Raw genomic sequence first — 16,431 nt, 5'->3', positions numbered from 1 at the left:
TGAACACGTTGACGTCGCAGCCGCATTTTCGGGCTTACATAGCGCCACGTCGTCGCTTATAAAATCGACTTGGCCAGCGGTGGCGTTTCGTACCTGGCCGCGCCTTCGGTAATGAATCTATCGCCACGGCCAACATAATGAGGCGCACAGTTACGCTCCGAACGACACTGTACGCGCTCACTGCCCCTCTCCTGCTAACGGCGCTGCTGCCGGCCAGGGCCGAGGAGGCGCCCGTCGTGTCCATCGTGACCGACCTCGCTCCAGGCGATCTCCTGAACGTCCGCGCCACGGCGTCGGCGATAGGCAAGATCAAGGCTCGGCTGCCGAATGGTACGAGCGTGAACAATCTCGGCTGCAACGACGTCAATGGCCACCGCTGGTGCAAGGTTGCAGAAATCGACAACCCGCAACTGACCGGATGGGCTCCTGCGCGCTACCTGAACCCTGAGAATCCGGTGGCCGTTTCGGATGCGGATACTGATCCGACCGGCGAAGGCACCGCCTCTGCAGCCGAGGCCGCGAACCCGGCAACCGCAGACCAGCCGCTGCCCGACCTGACAGCGCGCCTGGGCGCTACCGATCCCGAAACCACAATGACAGCCGCTGAGGCAATCGGCAGGGCCGCCATCGAGGACGCTTACCGCCTGGCGCTCGCTACCAGCGGAAATCCTTCGATCGAGGAGATGCAGACGGCCGCGGCGGCGAAAGCGAGCCAAAATCGCGCCGCCAATGCAGCGGCTCCGGCCAACGCACAAACCGTTGCGCGGCTGCAGCCGCCGGGGCGGCCCGCGCCGGCGCTGGGTGCCCGCAACGAGATTCCTTGCGCGCGCTATGTCGGCCAGCCGATGACCAGCTGCAAGGCGGGCGTTGTCCACACCGGCGACAAGGCCGAGGTGACCGTGACCTGGCCCGATGGCGGCACGCGCGTCATCAGCTTCCAGGCCGGTCGGCCCGCCGGTTCGAATGCATCAGGCGAATTCCGCTACACCCGCGAGGGCAGCCTGAACCTGATCCGTGTCGGTGTTTCCGAACGCTTCGAGATTACCGACGACCTGGCGCTGGGGGATGAGTGGCTAAGGGGAATAAGGCAGTAGGGCAGTAGGGCAATATGTTTAAAAGGCGCTCGAACCACTGCCCTACTGCCCTACTGCCCTACTGCCCTACTGCCCTACTCGCATTTTAGGGGGTTACATCAGGCAAAACTCTTCCCTATAAGGCCCTCCTAGCCTGATACCAGAATCGCGAGCACAACCGGCCGGGTCTTCCCGTCCGGTTTTTCGTGCAAGCCGCCTGCCGAACGGACCCTCGATATGCCAAGACGCACCGACATCAAGTCGATTCTGATCATCGGGGCCGGCCCCATCGTCATCGGTCAGGCCTGCGAGTTCGACTATTCCGGCACCCAGGCCTGCAAGGCGCTCAAGCAAGAGGGTTTTCGCGTCATCCTGGTCAATTCCAACCCGGCCACCATCATGACCGACCCGGAATTGGCCGACGCCACCTATATCGAGCCGATCACGCCCGAAGTGGTGGCCAAGATCATCGCCAAGGAGCGGCCGGACGCGCTGCTGCCGACCATGGGCGGCCAGACCGCGCTCAACACCGCACTGTCGCTGCGCCGCATGGGCGTTCTCGAGCGCTACAATGTCGAGATGATCGGCGCCGACGCCACGGCAATAGACAAGGCCGAGGACCGCGCTTTGTTTCGCGAGGCGATGAAGAAGATCGGCCTGGAAACGCCGAAGTCGATGCTGGCCAACGCCACCGACGTCAAGAACGCCGACCGCAAGACGCACGAGGCCGAACGCGCCGCGCTGAAGGCCGAGAAGCCCGAAAACCTCGACGCCGCGCTCGACGCGCTCGAAACGCGCTGGAACCTCGGCGAGGGCGACCGCAAGCAGCGCTACATCAGCCACGGCATGGCGATCGCCGCACAGGCGCTCGACCATGTCGGCCTTCCCGCCATCATCCGCCCGTCCTTCACCATGGGCGGCACCGGCGGCGGCATCGCCTACAACCGCGCCGAATTCTACGAGATCGTCCAGTCCGGCCTCGACGCCTCGCCGACCACCGAAGTGCTGATCGAGGAAAGCGTGCTCGGCTGGAAGGAGTACGAGATGGAGGTCGTCCGCGACAAGGCCGACAACTGCATCATCATCTGCTCGATCGAGAACATCGACCCGATGGGCGTGCACACCGGCGATTCGATCACCGTCGCCCCTGCCCTGACCTTGACCGACAAAGAATATCAGATGATGCGCAACGCCTCGATCGCGGTGCTGCGCGAGATCGGCGTCGAGACCGGCGGTTCCAACGTTCAGTTCGCCGTCAACCCGGCCGACGGCCGCCTGGTGGTGATCGAGATGAACCCGCGCGTCTCCCGCTCGTCGGCACTGGCATCCAAGGCGACCGGCTTTCCGATCGCCAAGATCGCGGCCAAGCTCGCCGTCGGCTACACGCTGGACGAGCTGGAGAACGATATCACCGGCGGCGCCACGCCCGCCTCGTTCGAGCCGTCGATCGATTACGTCGTCACAAAAATCCCGCGCTTTGCCTTCGAGAAATTCCCCGGCGCCGAGCCGGTGCTGACCACGGCGATGAAGTCGGTCGGCGAGGTCATGGCCATCGGCCGCACTTTTCAGGAATCGCTGCAGAAGGCGCTGCGTGGGCTTGAAACCGGCCTGACCGGTCTGGACGAGATCGAGATCCCCGGCATCGCGCACGGCGCAGCCAGCCACGCCGACGACCGCAACGCCATCCGCGCCGCGCTGGGCACGCCGACGCCCGACCGGCTGCGCATGGTGGCGCAGGCCATCCGCATGGGCACCTCGCTCGAAGACGTCCACGCCATGTGCAAGATCGACCCGTGGTTCCTCGAGCAGATCGCCGGCATCCTGGCCATGGAAGACCGCATCCGCGAGCACGGCATTCCCGAGGACGCCGCCAATCTGCGCATGCTGAAGGCGATGGGTTTCTCCGATGCCCGCCTCGCGTCGCTGGTCCGGAAAGACGTCGAAGATGTACAAAGGATACGCGAAAAGCTCGACGTTCATCCGGTTTACAAGCGCATCGACACCTGTGCCGCCGAGTTCGCCTCGCCCACCGCCTACATGTATTCGACCTATGAGACGCCTTTCGCCGGCGCGCTCGCCAACGAGGCGCAGGTCTCGTCGCGCAAGAAGGTTGTCATCCTCGGCGGCGGCCCGAACCGCATCGGCCAGGGCATCGAGTTCGACTATTGCTGCTGCCACGCGGCCTTCGCGCTGCGCGATGCCGGGTTCGAGGCGATCATGGTCAACTGCAATCCGGAGACCGTCTCGACTGACTACGACACGTCGGACCGGCTCTATTTCGAGCCGCTGACGCCGGAGGACGTGCTGGAGATCCTGCGCGCCGAACAGGCGTCGGGCGAGTTGGTCGGCGTCATCGTCCAGTTCGGCGGCCAGACGCCGCTGAAGCTGGCGGATGCGCTGGAGAAGGCCGGCATCCCGATCCTCGGCACTTCGCCCGACATGATCGATCTCGCCGAAGACCGCGACCGTTTCCAGAAGCTGCTGCACAAGCTCGGCCTCAGCCAGCCAAAGAACGGCATCGCCTATTCGGTCGAGCAGGCCCGCCTCGTCGCCGGCGAGCTCGGCTTCCCGCTGGTGGTGCGCCCGTCCTATGTGCTCGGCGGCCGCGCCATGCAGATCATCCACGACGAAAGCATGCTGCAGACCTACCTGCTCGACACCGTGCCCGGCCTGGTGCCGGAGGACATCAAGCAGAAATACCCCAACGACAAAACAGGCCAGATCAACACGCTCCTGGGCAAGAACCCGCTGCTGTTCGACACTTATCTCTCGGGCGCCATCGAGGTCGATGTCGACTGCCTGTGCGACGGCAAGTCGACCTTCGTCTCCGGCATCCTGGAACATATCGAGGAGGCCGGCATCCATTCGGGCGACAGTGCCTGCTCGCTGCCGGTGCACGCCCTGCCTTCCGACCTCGTCGACGAGTTGGAGCGCCAGACGGCGGCGCTCGCCCGCGCGCTCAATGTCGGCGGGCTGATGAACGTGCAATATGCGATCAAGGACGGCACCGTCTATGTGCTGGAGGTCAATCCGCGGGCGTCGCGCACCGTGCCCTTCGTCGCCAAGACCATCGGCCGTCCCATTGCGAAAATTGCCGCCCGCATCATGGCCGGCGAGACCCTCGAAGACGCCTTCGCCCACTATGGCGCCATGCCCGACCCCAGAAATCCCGGCCACATCGCGGTCAAGGAAGCAGTGTTCCCCTTCGCCCGCTTCCCCGGCGTCGACATATTGCTCGGCCCGGAAATGCGCTCGACCGGCGAGGTCATGGGCCTCGACCGCGACTTCGCGCTGGCCTTCGCCAAGAGCCAGTTAGGGGCCGGCGTCGACCTGCCGCGCTCCGGCACGCTGTTCGTCTCGGTGCGCGACGACGACAAGAAGGGCATCTTGCCGGCGGTCAAGCGCCTTGCCGGCCAGGGTTTTAAGGTAATGGCCACCTCAGGCACCGCGCGCTTCCTCGCCGAGAACGGCGTCGTCGCCGAGAAAATAAACAAGGTGCTGGAAGGCCGCCCGCACATCGAGGACGCCATCCGCAACCGCCAGGTGCAGATCGTCTTCAACACCACGGACGGCCAGAAGGCGGTGTCGGACTCAAAGTCGCTGCGCCGCGCCACGCTGATGCAGAAAGTGCCGTATTACACGACGCTGTCGGGTGCGGCTGCGGTGGCTGAGGCTATTGCGGCGCTGAGGGCGGGGAGCCTGGAGGTTAGGCCGCTGCAGGAGTATTTTGCCTGAGGCGACTAGCCAATCTCCCTCCTTGTGGCGGAGATGGCCGGCAGGCCAGAGGGGGGTGCTGTCCCGCCAACGCTGCGATTTCTACAGCACCCTGATCCGTCCAGGGCAATCGAACCGAGCCGACGCTCACCTCAGTTGAGAAACCCAATAAATCGTCCGGCGAACAGCACCGACGTCCACAGAGCCATCGACAGCACCGCCAGGATTGTGACGGTCCCGCCGGCCGGCTCGTCACCGCCTTTTGCGCGGCGCATGAAGACGAAGAAGTTGGCGCCGGCGAGAAGGATAAGTGTCATCTTGGTGAGGAAAATCGGCATCGCCGCGTACTCGCTCGCCCTGACTGAAAAGAGCAGCGAGCCCGTGACAAGCGCGCCGGCGAACGCGGCAAATGCAGTGCGGCGCAGCAGCGCAATGAACTCCGCGTAGGGCAGCGAACGGAAGGCGCCGAGGATCCTGAGGTCCATCAGCCAGACGCTGGTCAGCAGCGCGCCGATCGACATGATGTGCAGCGCGTTGACTATGGGATAGGCGACGAAGGAGGCCTTCAGTGCCCGCACCAAGGCGAGTTGCTCGATGCCGGCGAGGAGCTCGTCCATTCAGGCCGGCGGCACGCGGTCGGGATAAACATCATAAGTCTTGCCATTGACGATGATGCGAGATGCTTTCATCCACTTCTCGGTCTCGTCGCGCGAGCGGTGGCCGATCGCGGTCACCTCGTCGCCGACTTTGGCGACCTCCTCGGTGAAGCCGGCGGCGATCGTCCGGGACGGCGGCGCCAAATCCACCCGCCAGACCTCGCCCTCTGCGTCGACATCCAGCGTGGCGTGCGGATTGCCGATATAGATGGCCGTGATCTTGCCCCGGAGTTCGAAAAAACCTTCCTCGGTCCACGACCAGCCGTGATGGGCATAGGCTGCGGTGGCGGCGGCAAGCATCACTGCTGCTGTCAGCGCGACGCTCCGAATCCCGTTGAAAGGTGACTGCATCGCTCGTCTCCTCGGCTCATGCCGTCAGTATTCGAGAGTAGGTCACCGCGCGGCAACGTCAAATCACATCGGTGCGAAGGCCTTCCGCGACGGCCGCCATGTGCCGTTCGTCCAGGCGCTGCCCGATCAATCACCGGCCCGATCAATCACTGGAATGAACGGTCCGGTCTTGCTTATGACATCTATGCGCGCCATGTTCGGGCCCCACCCGCCGCTCTTCTTCTCCATCGGATGAAGGTCGGAGACTCACACCTGAACGAGGCACACCATGAGCAGTATGAGAGACCGTCAGGAAGGCTTCGAAAAGAAGTTTGCGATGGACGAGGACACGAAGTTCAGGGCCATGGCGCGCCGTAACAAGCTGCTCGGCCTATGGGCCGCCGAAAAACTCGGAAAAACCGGTGCGGACGCCGACGCTTATGCGAAAGAGGTGGTGCGCGCGGACTTCGAAGAGGCCGGGGACGACGATGTGTTGCGCAAGATACGCGCCGATTTCGACGCGGCGGGCGTCGCCCAGTCGGATCTTCAGATTCGCGGCGTCATGGACGACCTGCTGGCGACGGCGGTCGAGCAGATCAAAAACACCTGAGAGCGCCAGCGTAAAGCGCGTCGCGACGCGCTTTAAGTTCTTGTTTTTTGTCGCCCAAAACCGCTGCGCACCCTCGGGTCAGGCCCAGGGTCAGGCCCGAGGGCATGCTTTTGGGTGACATGCATTAGCTGTGGGCGGCCACCAGATCCTTTAGGCGCTCTTCGTGCATCCGCAGCGTTGGTAGTGTCTTCTTGGCGAATTCCTTCAGCGCCGGGTCTTCGCCCGACTGCGCATAGGTGGAAAACAGCGCCAACGCCTGCTTGTGCGCCTGCGTCTGCAGGACGATGTATTTCGCCTGGAAGGCATCGCCGTCGAGCTCCTTGAGCTCGTCCAGCATCGCCTGATCCTTCGACAACAAAGCGGGGCCGCTCGCTGTCACCGAGGCCGTGGTCTCGCTCTGCTCGAGAGCTGCCTTGAAATCCTCACCAGCCTTGGTGTGATCCCTAATCATCAGCGAGGCGAAATCCTTCACATCGGCGGCGACGTTCTTTTGTTCGGCCAGCTTGCTGCTTTCAATCTCGAACCGGTTGGCGCTGGGGACCGTTTTGGTGAAGGTCTCGGTCTCGATCTTGGTTTGGCCGACAGCAGGTATATCGGCCGGCGTGGCGGATTGGGCGAAGCCCGCCGGCGCGCCGGCCAGCAAAGCGACCATGGCTAGCGTGAGATGCGTTTTCACAGGAAATCTCCGGGTTTGTGATCCTCGGAGAGTTCAACGCGACACAAGCAGCGAAGTTGCGCGACGGGGACAGGAATGAGGTGTCGGCGACCCTGCCAACACCCCCCGCTCGGCGCCGATACGCCGGAAATATGCTTGGCAAAGCTCAGTGGCAGCAGGCGCCGGCATATTGCAGCTGTTCGTTCCATTCCGGCCGGCCCTCCGGCGTGAAATCCATCAGGTTCCACAGGATCTCGCAGGTGCCGACGGCGCGCGGGTCCTGGCCGGGTTCGGACGGCGCGAAGCCAAGCTCCGAACTCCAGAAATGCCGGATGCCATCGGCGTCGCGATGGAACACCGACAGCATCGGAAGTTGCGCGCCGTCGTCGGCCTCGGCGTGGTAGTCGCGCTTGAAGCTGTTGCCGGCCGAGGAGACCAGCCGCATATTCGTCCAGCCGCGATCGCGGCCAAGCGTGATCAGGTTTTCGAGCGCGGTCTTGCCCACCACCGCGAAATTGAAGCCGGCGGCCTCAAGATGGCCAATGGCGCCGTCGAACTGGTCGAGCAGCGCCGTGCAGGACGGGCATGGCTGGTCCGGTCGTGCGAGCTTCGCCGTGCCGCCGCTTGTCGCCACGTCGCGCGTCTCCTGGGGATGGCGCGGAAACATCATAGAGTAGACGATCAGCGTGTCCTTGCCGGGCGAAAACAGTTCCGACAGATTTATGCGGGCCGGCTTGCCGTCGGCGTTAAGTCCGTCGAACACATAATCCTGTGGCACCAGCCCACCCGGCGGCAGTGCGCGGCGGGCGACGGCCACATCCTCCATGGCGCGGCGCAGCTCGATCTCCTTCTGCAAGAGGGTTTCGCGGGCGGCACGATATTCAGCGGATTCATTGGGAAAGGTGATCATCGTCATCTCCATCAGCCGTGCTTGTGGCGGCGCGCCCCGTACGGCAACGCGCCTTTGCCTCTCAAGGACGCATCGCGAAGGAGGGTTCCGACATTTTTGCGCACACAGGCGGCAGAAGACCCCTCACCCAGCCTCCGCTTCGCTCGGCTGACCTCTTCCTCCAAGGGAGAGGAGACTATCAACGCCGGCGCCAACCTCTTCTCCCCGCCGGGGAGGAAGGTGGCCGCGAAGCGGCCGGATGAGGGGGACCTCGCATTGGGATAGCGGGACAACGAAGCTACTGCGCCGCCGGCACCGGGCAGCTCGTGTCGCCCTCCTGGCAGTTGAGATAGCCCTGAAAATCCTTCAGCCTGATGTTGGTGAGGCTCTCCTTGCAGTCGGCGATAACCATCGGATACATGCTGCCTGCCATATCGGTCGGGCCGCCCTGGAAAGCGCATTCGGAATCGCGGAAGGCGACCCAGGCGCGCTGCGCACCGACCAGCAGCTTCTTCGTCGCAGCATCGTCCTTCAGCCGGCCCTCGATCTGCCTGTAGACGTGGTTGAGCTTCTTGTCGGCTTCGGTGAATGACTTGCCGGCGCATTCGTTCATAGTCGCCTGGTCCTGCGCGTTGGCGCAATCGTCGGCGTGCGCAACGCCCGCAAGAAGCGGAATGGCGAGGATCACCAGACCTGTTTTGGCCATACCCGTTTTGGAAAGCAAAAGCCGCATCGTGTTTCTCCGGTTTCGGTCGAGACCCCGCCCGCGGCACGAAAGCCGCAGGATCGCAGATTAACGCCCGAGCGGTTGCCGGCAAGATGCAGCCTGCCGCCTTGGTGGACACTTCCTTTCCACACTTTGCCCCTCGGCCGCTCGCTCGCTGATCGGCTTCGCCGACCGCCCCTCACCCCGCCCAATCGACTTCGAACATCCCCAGCCGCTCGTAGAGCCTGACGGCGGCGGCGTTCTCCACCGTGCTGGTTTTGAGATCGACATGCTCAGCGCCCCGTGCGCGAAAGGCGGCGAAGACGTGCCACATCAGCGCTTCGGCGATGCCTCGGCCGCGCGCCTCGGGGTGGACGGCAAGGTCTTTGACGAACGCCCTCGTCCAGCACAGTGCCGCGCCCGCCAGCCGACCCTTGCTGTCGATAACCAGGAAACACAAGGCAGCGTCGAATTCCGCGTCGCTTGAAATGCGCGGCCACCATTCCTCGAACGGCCCATCGGCGCCATCGTCGAAGACGGTGGTCAGCAGCGCATGCAAAGCGAGCGCGTCGGCGGCCTCGAAGCCGCGCATGACAAAACCTTCCGGCCAGCGCGGCGGAGCAAGCGTGTCGTCGAGGATCTTGCGCAGCCTTATGTCGTTCGGTGCCGGCGGGCGCGGCTCAGGCATCTGTTCAGGCATCCGGCTGCAGGCGACGCCGACCGCGGTCGCGGCCAAGGCCGGTTTCTCCCAGCATGCCCTTGCGCTTGGCGTCGTAATAATAGCCGCTCTGGTAGAGCCGGTCGGCGCGCTTGGCGTTGCCGCCGGCCACCAGCCAGGCGCCGCGCAGATATTTCACCGCATATTTCAGATTGGTCTCGGCGTCGAACAACCCGCTCGCCGGCCCGTCATAGCCCATGCCGCGCGCCGTCGCATGCTTGATCTGCATCAGCCCCCAATGGCCGCGATTGTAGGCCTTGGGATTGAAGGTGCTCTCGCGCCTGACGACACGGCGCACCAGATCGACCGGAACCTCATAGAGGATGGCATATTTCTCGATCAGCCGCTCGATCTCGCCGCGCGGGCCCGCCGAATACTCCTTGGCAGGGCTGGTCGAAAGCAGGGCGGACGGATCCTCAGGCACGACATAGGCGGCCTGCTGAACGCCGGGCATTGTCTTGCCTGTCTCGCCGGTGATCGGCATGGCGACAGCGGCCGTCGCATAGACAGGTGGTGCGCCGGCTGACGCGGCATCGGCCGTCATGGCTGCAGGTGCAGTCGCGTCCAGCGGAGTCGGGCCGGCAAAGGCGGCCGGCTGGGCAGGCATCGCGGTGGGGTCGACAGCCAGCGCCGCCATCTGGACAGGCGCGATGCCGGACGATTCCGGCAGCACCGAAACCGTGTCGGGCAGCGCTAGCGTAAAGCCGGCATCAGCGCCTGCGGCGGTGGTTTCAGTCAGAGAAGGCACGGCCTTCGTCTGCGAGGTCGAAGTGCAGCCGCTGAGACCGGCCGCAGCGAGCATCACGCCGATCGCGGGAAAGATGATTTTTGCTGGCAAGCCGCGCTCGGGTCCGGTTCGTCTGTTAAGAAAGTCCTTACACCAGCGCCTTTGCCCCGGCAATCCGCCGCCAGTCGGGACCTCGAATGGTTTTCGGGTGGCAACACCAGCCTGAAAATGCGATATCTCGTTCTCGATATGTACTGGATTGCCATCCGTTTCTGCGGAAAGGAGCACATCATGGAAGGCACCTCTCAAGCCGTCGCCGGCCACACGGTCTTCGAAACCGTGATCGGCTTCATGGGCATCGCCTGGAGCGAGGCCGGATTGACCCGGCTCTGCCTGCCCCAGCGCAACCGCGACGCGGTGGAACGCCAGCTTTTGCGTCATGCCGGCAGTGCCGCTTCGAGCGCCCAACCGCAATGGATTAGCGAGCTGATTCTGTCGATAAAGGCCTATGCAGCCGGCGAGGACGTCGATTTCTCCGGTGTGCCGGTCGATCTCACCGGCGTCGACGATTTCCGCCTCGCCATCTACGACGCGGCGCGAAAGCTCGCTTTCGGCGAGACCACCACCTATGGCGAACTGGCCAAGCGCGCCGGGCATGCAGGGCTCGCGCGTGAGACGGGCGCCGCACTCGGCGCCAACCCGGTGCCGCTGGTCATCCCTTGCCACCGCATTCTTGCCGCCGGCGGCAAGATCGGCGGTTTTTCTGCGCCCGGCGGCTCGACCACCAAGGAAAAAATGCTGGCGATGGAAGGCGTGCGCGTCGGTCCGCCGCCGCCTGCACAGGTCTCGTTTGGATTCTGAGGCCCCGACGTAGCTAGTTCGGAAAGATGCGCCAGCGGAAATGCCGGTCAGTTTCCACCCGCTTGCATTTGTAGACGATGCAGGACTTCGTGTCGGCGCTAGGCACAGAAGCCCGTGCCCTGACCTCGCCCATGTTGCAGAAACGCTGGCTCCGCACATAGCGGTCGTAGAGCGGCAGCCCCGGCACGCGCGTCGACTGGTAACGCAGGATGACCGCGCCTTCCCGAGCGATCGTCGCCCGCACCGTACCGCAACTCATGCGGCTCGGGTCGTAGCGCGAGATCGCCTGCGCCTCGGCGGCCACCAGCGTCAGGCAGGCGGCAAGCAGAACAGTTTTCATGGTCCTCTCCCCAAACAGGACCGGGCGCTCGAAGGCGGCGCGATTTTCCCCGCAACGCGCGATAAGCGGTGCAACCCTCCGCAACGCGCGACGTTGCAAGGCTTTCAGGCGATTGGGGCGGCCATTGGGCAGCGCCGCATCAGCACCTTTTTTCGTGCAGTCTTGTTTTTTGCGGAGAAGCAGACTATATGAGGTCCATTGATATTTCGGCCGATCGATCCGGGCCTCGCGATATTCGCGTTTGCTGACGTCTATCCCCAAAATCTCGATACAAACCGGCTGGACTTAGGTTCGGTCAAGCTAAAGCAAACGTATAAGGACTATCGAAATGGCAACAGGTACGGTCAAGTGGTTTAATTCCACCAAGGGTTTCGGCTTCATCCAGCCTGACAGCGGCGGCGCGGACGTTTTCGTCCACATCTCAGCAGTCGAGCGCGCTGGGCTGTCGACCCTGGTCGAAGGCCAGAAGATCAACTTCGAGATCGAGCAGGACCGCCGCACTGGCAAGTCGTCCGCTGGGTCTCTGAGCAAGGCAGCCTGATTTTGCGAATGGCGCGCGCCGGGCGACAGCTCGGGGCGCGCGGCAAGTCACGGATGTACTGACGGTCGCGCGAGAAGCGCACCGGAGCGGAAAGACACCGACAAGCCGAAGCAGCAGATTGCTGTGGGCCCGGACCAAACGCTCCCGATCAGGCTACCAAGCATGGGAAGGCGGGATTATGTCCCGCCTTTTTGCTGTCCGGATTCCGGATGAAACAGCCACCTTGGCCTTATTGTTCCAGTCATGGTATTTTTAGCCTATGAGCAAGCTCGAACAGATCGAAAAATCCGTTGCCGAACTGAGCCCTGAGGAGCTGAAGGCGTTTTGCCGCCTGGTTCGAGGCGCTGCAAGCGGACATATGGGATCGGCAGATCGAAACCGACGCCAAGGCCGGCAGGCTGGATAAACTTGCCGAGCAGGCCTTGGCTGACCATCGCGCCGGCCAGACCCGCCCCTTCTGAATCACACGGCTACGCCTCATCACCCAATCCGAAATACGCGCCACGGCCGAAGGCCGCAAGCCCGACCGGGCGTCGCGCCGGCTACAGAGCCGCGCGTCCTTTTGGACGCGCAAAGGACGCGTAGCACTTTGATCTTGCGCACAATCCTTACCGAAAATTATTTCCGATTTTCGGGGTGCGCTAGCGCCCCGTCCGGAGCGAGCCGCGAAGCGGCGACGAGCGTGAGGACAGAACTAAGGCAGCCATTCCATCGGCACGTGCCCCGGATCGACCTCGACCCGTTTCAGCCAGGCCGCCACCGCCGGATAGGCATCGAGCTGAAAACCGCCCATCTCGGCCGTATGCGTATAGGCATAGAGCGCGATATCGGCGACGCTCAATGCCTCACCGGCAAAGAACGCACTGCCCGCCAGGTGCTTGTTCATCACGCCGAGCGCCTTGTTGCCGCGCTCCAGCGTCACCGCCAGCCGTTCCGGCGTCGCATCCTTGGCCCGTTCGGGAAAGGTCAGCAGCGCCTTGCGCACCGCGATATAGGGTTCGTGGCTGTACTGCTCGAAGAACAGCCATTGATAGGCCAGCGCCCGCTCGTATCTGTCGGCCGGCAGGAACCGCGTGCCTTCGGCGAGATAAAGCAGGATGGCGTTGGATTCGGCAAGCCGCCGGCCGTCGTCAAGTTCGAGCAGCGGCACCATGGCGTTCGGGTTCTTGGCGACATAGTCCGGCTTGCGCGTGTCGCCGGTATGCGAACTCACCTCGACATTGGTGAAGGCCATGCCCAGCTTGCCCATCAACAGCCGCGGCTTGTAGCAATTGCCGCTGTCGATCATTCCGTAGAGTATGGTCATTGGCGCTCCGCTCGCTCGTGCAACGACAGCCCTTGGGGCCTGAGTCCGGTCTCAAGGCTCTATCCCGGCGGCAACGGCTTCATCCAGTGATTTGTTTTGGCGCAACCATCAGCGCCGCTGATGGATTACCCAAACAACGGCACGACGTTGTTGTCCCTGCCAAGCAGCCTGTCGATCGATAGCGGTTCCTCGTCGAACAGCGTGCCGGCCAGCGCCGGCCGGGCAAGGTAAAAACCCTGAAAAAGATCGACGCCGCCGTCCAGCGCGACGCGCAGATGCGTGGATTGCTCGATGCCTTCGACCAGCACCTTGGTGCCGCGGTCGTGCAGTGCAGAGACCAGCGGCCGGAAAAACCGCTCGGCGGCGGCATGGCGGCAGAATTCCGCGAACCAGGTGCCGTCGATCTTGACGATGTCGGGCTGGACAAGCGCGACCCGTTCTTCCGTCGAATGCCCGGTGCCGAAATCGTCGATGGCGATGCGGATGCCGTCACGCCGCATCTCGCGCGCCAGGCTGACGAGCACCTTGTCGTCGGCCGCCTGTTCGGTGATTTCGCAGACCAGCATGCCGGGATACAGATCGAACTCGGCGAGATGCCTGGTCATCAGCCTGATCTCAGCCAGCGCTCGCCCGGGGTCATCGTTGATCAGCGGATTGTAGTTGAAGAACAGGTCGAGCCCATCGACGCCGATGTTGCGGAAGTTCCGGAGATGCAGCACCCGGCACATCGTCTCGACGAACAGGCGATCCGCCACGGGGACGCCCTCGAAAAATGCGCGCGGCGCGACCGACCTGCCGGCGCGGTGCGGCTCGATCAGGCCCTCGACCGCGACGGCCTTCAAAAACCTGCCGCGCGGGGCAAAAATCGGCTGATAGGCGCTTCTCAACCGGAACGCGCCATAGACGCCGTATTCGATACCGACCTCATCGGTAAAGATTGCTTCGCCGACATTGCGCCGCCTGTCCGGCCGCCCGGTCATGGCACCGCCTTGCGCCCGAAAGCCCGTTTCGGCCGCGGCGAAGGCGAGACAGTCGCAGGCGCCTCGCCGGCATCTGGCACTGTCACCGGCATCTGCCTGTCCTTGCCCAAGGCGTGAAAGCTGGTCGGTGCAAGCTCGGGGCGCGCCAGTGCGAATCCCTGCACCATCGAGGCTCCCGATTTCTCGGCCAGTTCAAGCTGCCAGCCCTCCTCTATGCCCTCGAACACGGTGCGGATGCCTTGCTGTTCGAAACTTGCCACCATGGCGGTCAGCAGTGCGAAACCGGCGCCGGACTCCATCAGCTGCATGACCCAGCGGGCATCGAATTTGACGATGTCCGGCCGGAGCTCCTTGATGCGGTTGATGTCGGACTCGTCGGCGCCGTAGTCGTCGACGGCTATGCGAAACCCGTTGGCCCTGAGTGCCTCGACGAAATTGTAGAGCGTTTCCTGCGACGCTGATTTTTGCTCGGTCACCTCGCAGACGACGCGGTTCGCATCGATCTCAGCCTCATGCAGCACCAGCCGCATGTCGCGCAGCGCCTTGTCGGCGATGCTGCGGTCGGTGAACACCGACGGATCGAAGTTGATGAAGATGGATGCCTCTTGCGGCAGGCAAGCGCCGGCGTTCAAAAGATGCAGCGTCCTTGTCAGCGCCTCGATATGCAGGCGGTCGACCGTCGGACAGGTGTTGAAAAAGCTCACCGGCGACTGCGGCTCGCCGTCGCGGAACGGCCGGATCAGCCCCTCGAATCCGGTGACGGACAATTTGCCGTTGCTGAAGGCGAAGATCGGCTGGAAAGCGCTCTGCAGCGTATAGATGCCCCAGACACCGCTGGCGGTGCCGTCGTCATGACGGACGATATGGGCATGCTCGATGCTGCGCGACACGGTTCCTCGCTCTGCGAGACTGGCGGAATGGGTCGTGGATCCAGCCACTCGGGGTTTTACCGCCTGTAGGTGAATTTATTGTTGCCGGATTTGCCGGGGTTCGAGATCTGGCTCATCCGACAATGCTTGCGCTTGGCGGAATGATGCGACATGAGAAGCGCCGCGGTCGGACGGACCGCCTAAGCCTACAAGGAGACAACGCCGTCATGGCCTTTCTTGCCGACGCCCTTTCCCGCGTAAAGCCTTCCGCGACCATCGCAGTGACGCAGAAAGCGCGCGAGCTGAAAAACGCCGGCCGTGACGTGATCGGGCTGGGTGCCGGCGAACCGGACTTCGACACGCCGGACAACATCAAGAACGCTGCGATCGAGGCTATCCGCCGCGGCGAAACGAAATATCCTCCGGTTTCCGGCATCGTGCCGCTGCGCGAGGCGATCGCCAAAAAATTCAAGCGGGAGAACAATCTCGACTACCGGCCGGAGCAGACCATCGTCGGCACCGGCGGCAAGCAGATCCTGTTCAATGCCTTTATGGCGACGCTGAATCCCGGCGACGAGGTCATCATTCCGAGGCCGTACTGGGTCAGCTATCCCGAGATGGTGGCGATCTGCGGCGGCACCCCGGCATTTGCCGACACCTCCATCGACAACGGCTTCAAGCTGACGGCGGCGGCGTTGGAAAAGGCGATCACGTCGCGCACCAAATGGCTGTTGATGAACTCACCGTCGAACCCGTCGGGCGCCGCCTACACCGAGGCTGAATTGCGCGCGCTGGCCGACGTGCTGCTCGAACATCCCCATGTCTGGGTGCTGACCGACGACATGTACGAGCACCTGATCTACGGCGATTTCGTCTTCAGGACCATCGCCGAGGTCGAGCCGAAGCTTTATGAGCGCACGCTGACGATGAACGGCGTGTCGAAGGCCTATGCCATGACCGGCTGGCGCATCGGCTATGCGGCCGGGCCCGTGGCGCTGATCAAGGCGATGGATATGATCCAGGGCCAGCAGACCTCCGGCGCCTGTACCATTGCCCAGTGGGCATCGGTGGAGGCGCTGAACGGTCCGCAGGATTTCATTGCAAAAAACAAGGCGATCTTCCAGGCTCGGCGCGATCTCGTCGTGTCGATGCTCAATCAGGCGCGCGGCATCACATGCCCGTCGCCGGAAGGTGCCTTCTATGTCTATCCGTCCTGCGCCCAGTTGATCGGCAAGAAGACCAAAGCCGGCAAGGTGATCGACAACGACGAAGCCTTCTGCTCGGAGCTGCTCGAGGCCGAAGGCGTGGCGGTCGTGTTCGGCTCGGCCTTCGGCCTCGGCCCGAACTTCCGCATCTCCTACGCCACATCGGAGGCGTTGCTCGAAGAGGCCTGCACGCGCATCCAGCGCTTCACCGCCTCGCTGACCTGATCAGCCGTATCGTTCCCGAATACCAA

17 protein-coding genes and 1 pseudogene are annotated in these 16,431 nt (G+C 63.4%); 7 read left to right on the top strand and 11 right to left on the bottom strand.

The genetic code is table 11. The annotated features are described in order from the left end of the window. Window positions 1-236: 236 nt before the first annotated feature. Both AC0NIE_RS12510 and carB read left to right on the top strand, forming a co-directional pair. A complete protein-coding gene (locus AC0NIE_RS12510; protein WP_473489010.1) occupies window positions 237-1,094 on the top strand; it encodes an SH3 domain-containing protein in 858 nt (285 codons plus the stop codon). A 216-nt stretch (window positions 1,095-1,310) separates the two neighbouring features. Further along, window positions 1,311-4,808: a carbamoyl-phosphate synthase large subunit gene (gene carB / locus AC0NIE_RS12505; protein WP_123148379.1), complete on the top strand. Its 3,498-nt coding sequence runs from the start codon at window positions 1,311-1,313 to the stop codon at window positions 4,806-4,808. Between the two features lie 131 nt (window positions 4,809-4,939). On the opposite strand, the gene AC0NIE_RS12500 is transcribed toward carB, so the two are convergent. Then, window positions 4,940-5,404 carry a DUF6644 family protein gene (locus tag AC0NIE_RS12500; protein WP_123148380.1) on the bottom strand — a complete coding sequence of 155 codons (465 nt, stop codon included), beginning with the start codon at window positions 5,402-5,404 and terminating at the stop codon, window positions 4,940-4,942. Next, window positions 5,405-5,794 carry a DUF6152 family protein gene (locus AC0NIE_RS12495; protein ID WP_473489011.1) on the bottom strand — a complete coding sequence of 130 codons (390 nt, stop codon included), beginning with the start codon at window positions 5,792-5,794 and terminating at the stop codon, window positions 5,405-5,407. Window positions 5,795-6,062: 268 nt separating this feature from the next. On the opposite strand from AC0NIE_RS12495, the gene AC0NIE_RS12490 reads away from it, so the two are divergent. Next, window positions 6,063-6,383, top strand: coding sequence for a DUF1476 domain-containing protein (locus tag AC0NIE_RS12490; RefSeq protein WP_473489013.1), 321 nt, complete (start codon window positions 6,063-6,065; stop codon window positions 6,381-6,383). Window positions 6,384-6,507: 124 nt separating this feature from the next. Here the strand turns inward: AC0NIE_RS12490 and AC0NIE_RS12485 are convergent, their stop codons facing one another. The 5 genes from AC0NIE_RS12485 to AC0NIE_RS12465 form a co-directional block, all read right to left on the bottom strand. After that, window positions 6,508-7,059 (bottom strand): DUF4142 domain-containing protein, encoded by a 552-nt coding sequence (locus AC0NIE_RS12485; RefSeq protein WP_473489014.1) that lies wholly within the window; start codon window positions 7,057-7,059, stop codon window positions 6,508-6,510. 145 nt (window positions 7,060-7,204) lie between these two features. Continuing rightward, window positions 7,205-7,948 carry a DUF899 family protein gene (locus AC0NIE_RS12480; protein WP_473489015.1) on the bottom strand — a complete coding sequence of 248 codons (744 nt, stop codon included), beginning with the start codon at window positions 7,946-7,948 and terminating at the stop codon, window positions 7,205-7,207. A gap of 277 nt (window positions 7,949-8,225) precedes the next feature. Next, window positions 8,226-8,660, bottom strand: a complete 435-nt coding sequence (locus AC0NIE_RS12475) for a lysozyme inhibitor LprI family protein (RefSeq protein ID WP_473489016.1) — start codon at window positions 8,658-8,660, stop codon at window positions 8,226-8,228. 172 nt (window positions 8,661-8,832) lie between these two features. Next, window positions 8,833-9,321, bottom strand: coding sequence for a GNAT family N-acetyltransferase (locus AC0NIE_RS12470; RefSeq protein ID WP_123148543.1), 489 nt, complete (start codon window positions 9,319-9,321; stop codon window positions 8,833-8,835). A gap of 4 nt (window positions 9,322-9,325) precedes the next feature. Next, window positions 9,326-10,189 (bottom strand): lytic transglycosylase domain-containing protein, encoded by an 864-nt coding sequence (locus AC0NIE_RS12465; RefSeq protein ID WP_123148385.1) that lies wholly within the window; start codon window positions 10,187-10,189, stop codon window positions 9,326-9,328. 180 nt (window positions 10,190-10,369) lie between these two features. On the opposite strand from AC0NIE_RS12465, the gene AC0NIE_RS12460 reads away from it, so the two are divergent. Next, on the top strand, window positions 10,370-10,939 hold the full coding sequence (locus AC0NIE_RS12460; protein WP_473489017.1) for a methylated-DNA--[protein]-cysteine S-methyltransferase: 570 nt from the start codon (window positions 10,370-10,372) through the stop codon (window positions 10,937-10,939). Window positions 10,940-10,952: 13 nt separating this feature from the next. Here AC0NIE_RS12460 and AC0NIE_RS12455 read toward each other — a convergent pair whose 3' ends face one another. Then, entirely contained in the window at window positions 10,953-11,279 is a 327-nt protein-coding gene (locus tag AC0NIE_RS12455) for a hypothetical protein (protein ID WP_473489018.1), read from the bottom strand. 328 nt (window positions 11,280-11,607) lie between these two features. Here AC0NIE_RS12455 and AC0NIE_RS12450 point away from each other — a divergent pair, with 328 nt between their 5' ends. Further along, window positions 11,608-11,820, top strand: a complete 213-nt coding sequence (locus AC0NIE_RS12450; protein ID WP_023678332.1) for a cold-shock protein — start codon at window positions 11,608-11,610, stop codon at window positions 11,818-11,820. 259 nt (window positions 11,821-12,079) lie between these two features. Continuing rightward, window positions 12,080-12,281: pseudogene (locus AC0NIE_RS12445) on the top strand (hypothetical protein). A gap of 233 nt (window positions 12,282-12,514) precedes the next feature. On the opposite strand, the gene AC0NIE_RS12440 reads toward AC0NIE_RS12445, so the two are convergent. From AC0NIE_RS12440 to AC0NIE_RS12430, 3 genes are all read right to left on the bottom strand, one after another. Continuing rightward, window positions 12,515-13,126, bottom strand: coding sequence for a glutathione S-transferase family protein (locus AC0NIE_RS12440; protein ID WP_473489019.1), 612 nt, complete (start codon window positions 13,124-13,126; stop codon window positions 12,515-12,517). Window positions 13,127-13,251: 125 nt separating this feature from the next. Continuing rightward, the gene (locus AC0NIE_RS12435; RefSeq protein ID WP_473489020.1) at window positions 13,252-14,106 is read right to left on the bottom strand and encodes an EAL domain-containing protein; all 855 of its coding nucleotides are present in this window, start codon (window positions 14,104-14,106) and stop codon (window positions 13,252-13,254) included. Further along, window positions 14,103-14,996: an EAL domain-containing protein gene (locus AC0NIE_RS12430; RefSeq protein WP_473489021.1), complete on the bottom strand. Its 894-nt coding sequence runs from the start codon at window positions 14,994-14,996 to the stop codon at window positions 14,103-14,105. The genes AC0NIE_RS12435 and AC0NIE_RS12430 overlap by 4 nt, the downstream gene beginning before the upstream one ends. 206 nt (window positions 14,997-15,202) lie before the next feature. On the opposite strand from AC0NIE_RS12430, the gene AC0NIE_RS12425 reads away from it, so the two are divergent. Further along, entirely contained in the window at window positions 15,203-16,405 is a 1,203-nt protein-coding gene (locus AC0NIE_RS12425; protein WP_473489022.1) for a pyridoxal phosphate-dependent aminotransferase, read from the top strand. Window positions 16,406-16,431: the final 26 nt, after the last annotated feature.

The organism is Mesorhizobium sp. WSM4842, from assembly GCF_055901575.1.
Note: the sequence above shows the minus strand (reverse complement) of the source record. Positions and strands in the feature narration are given on the sequence as shown.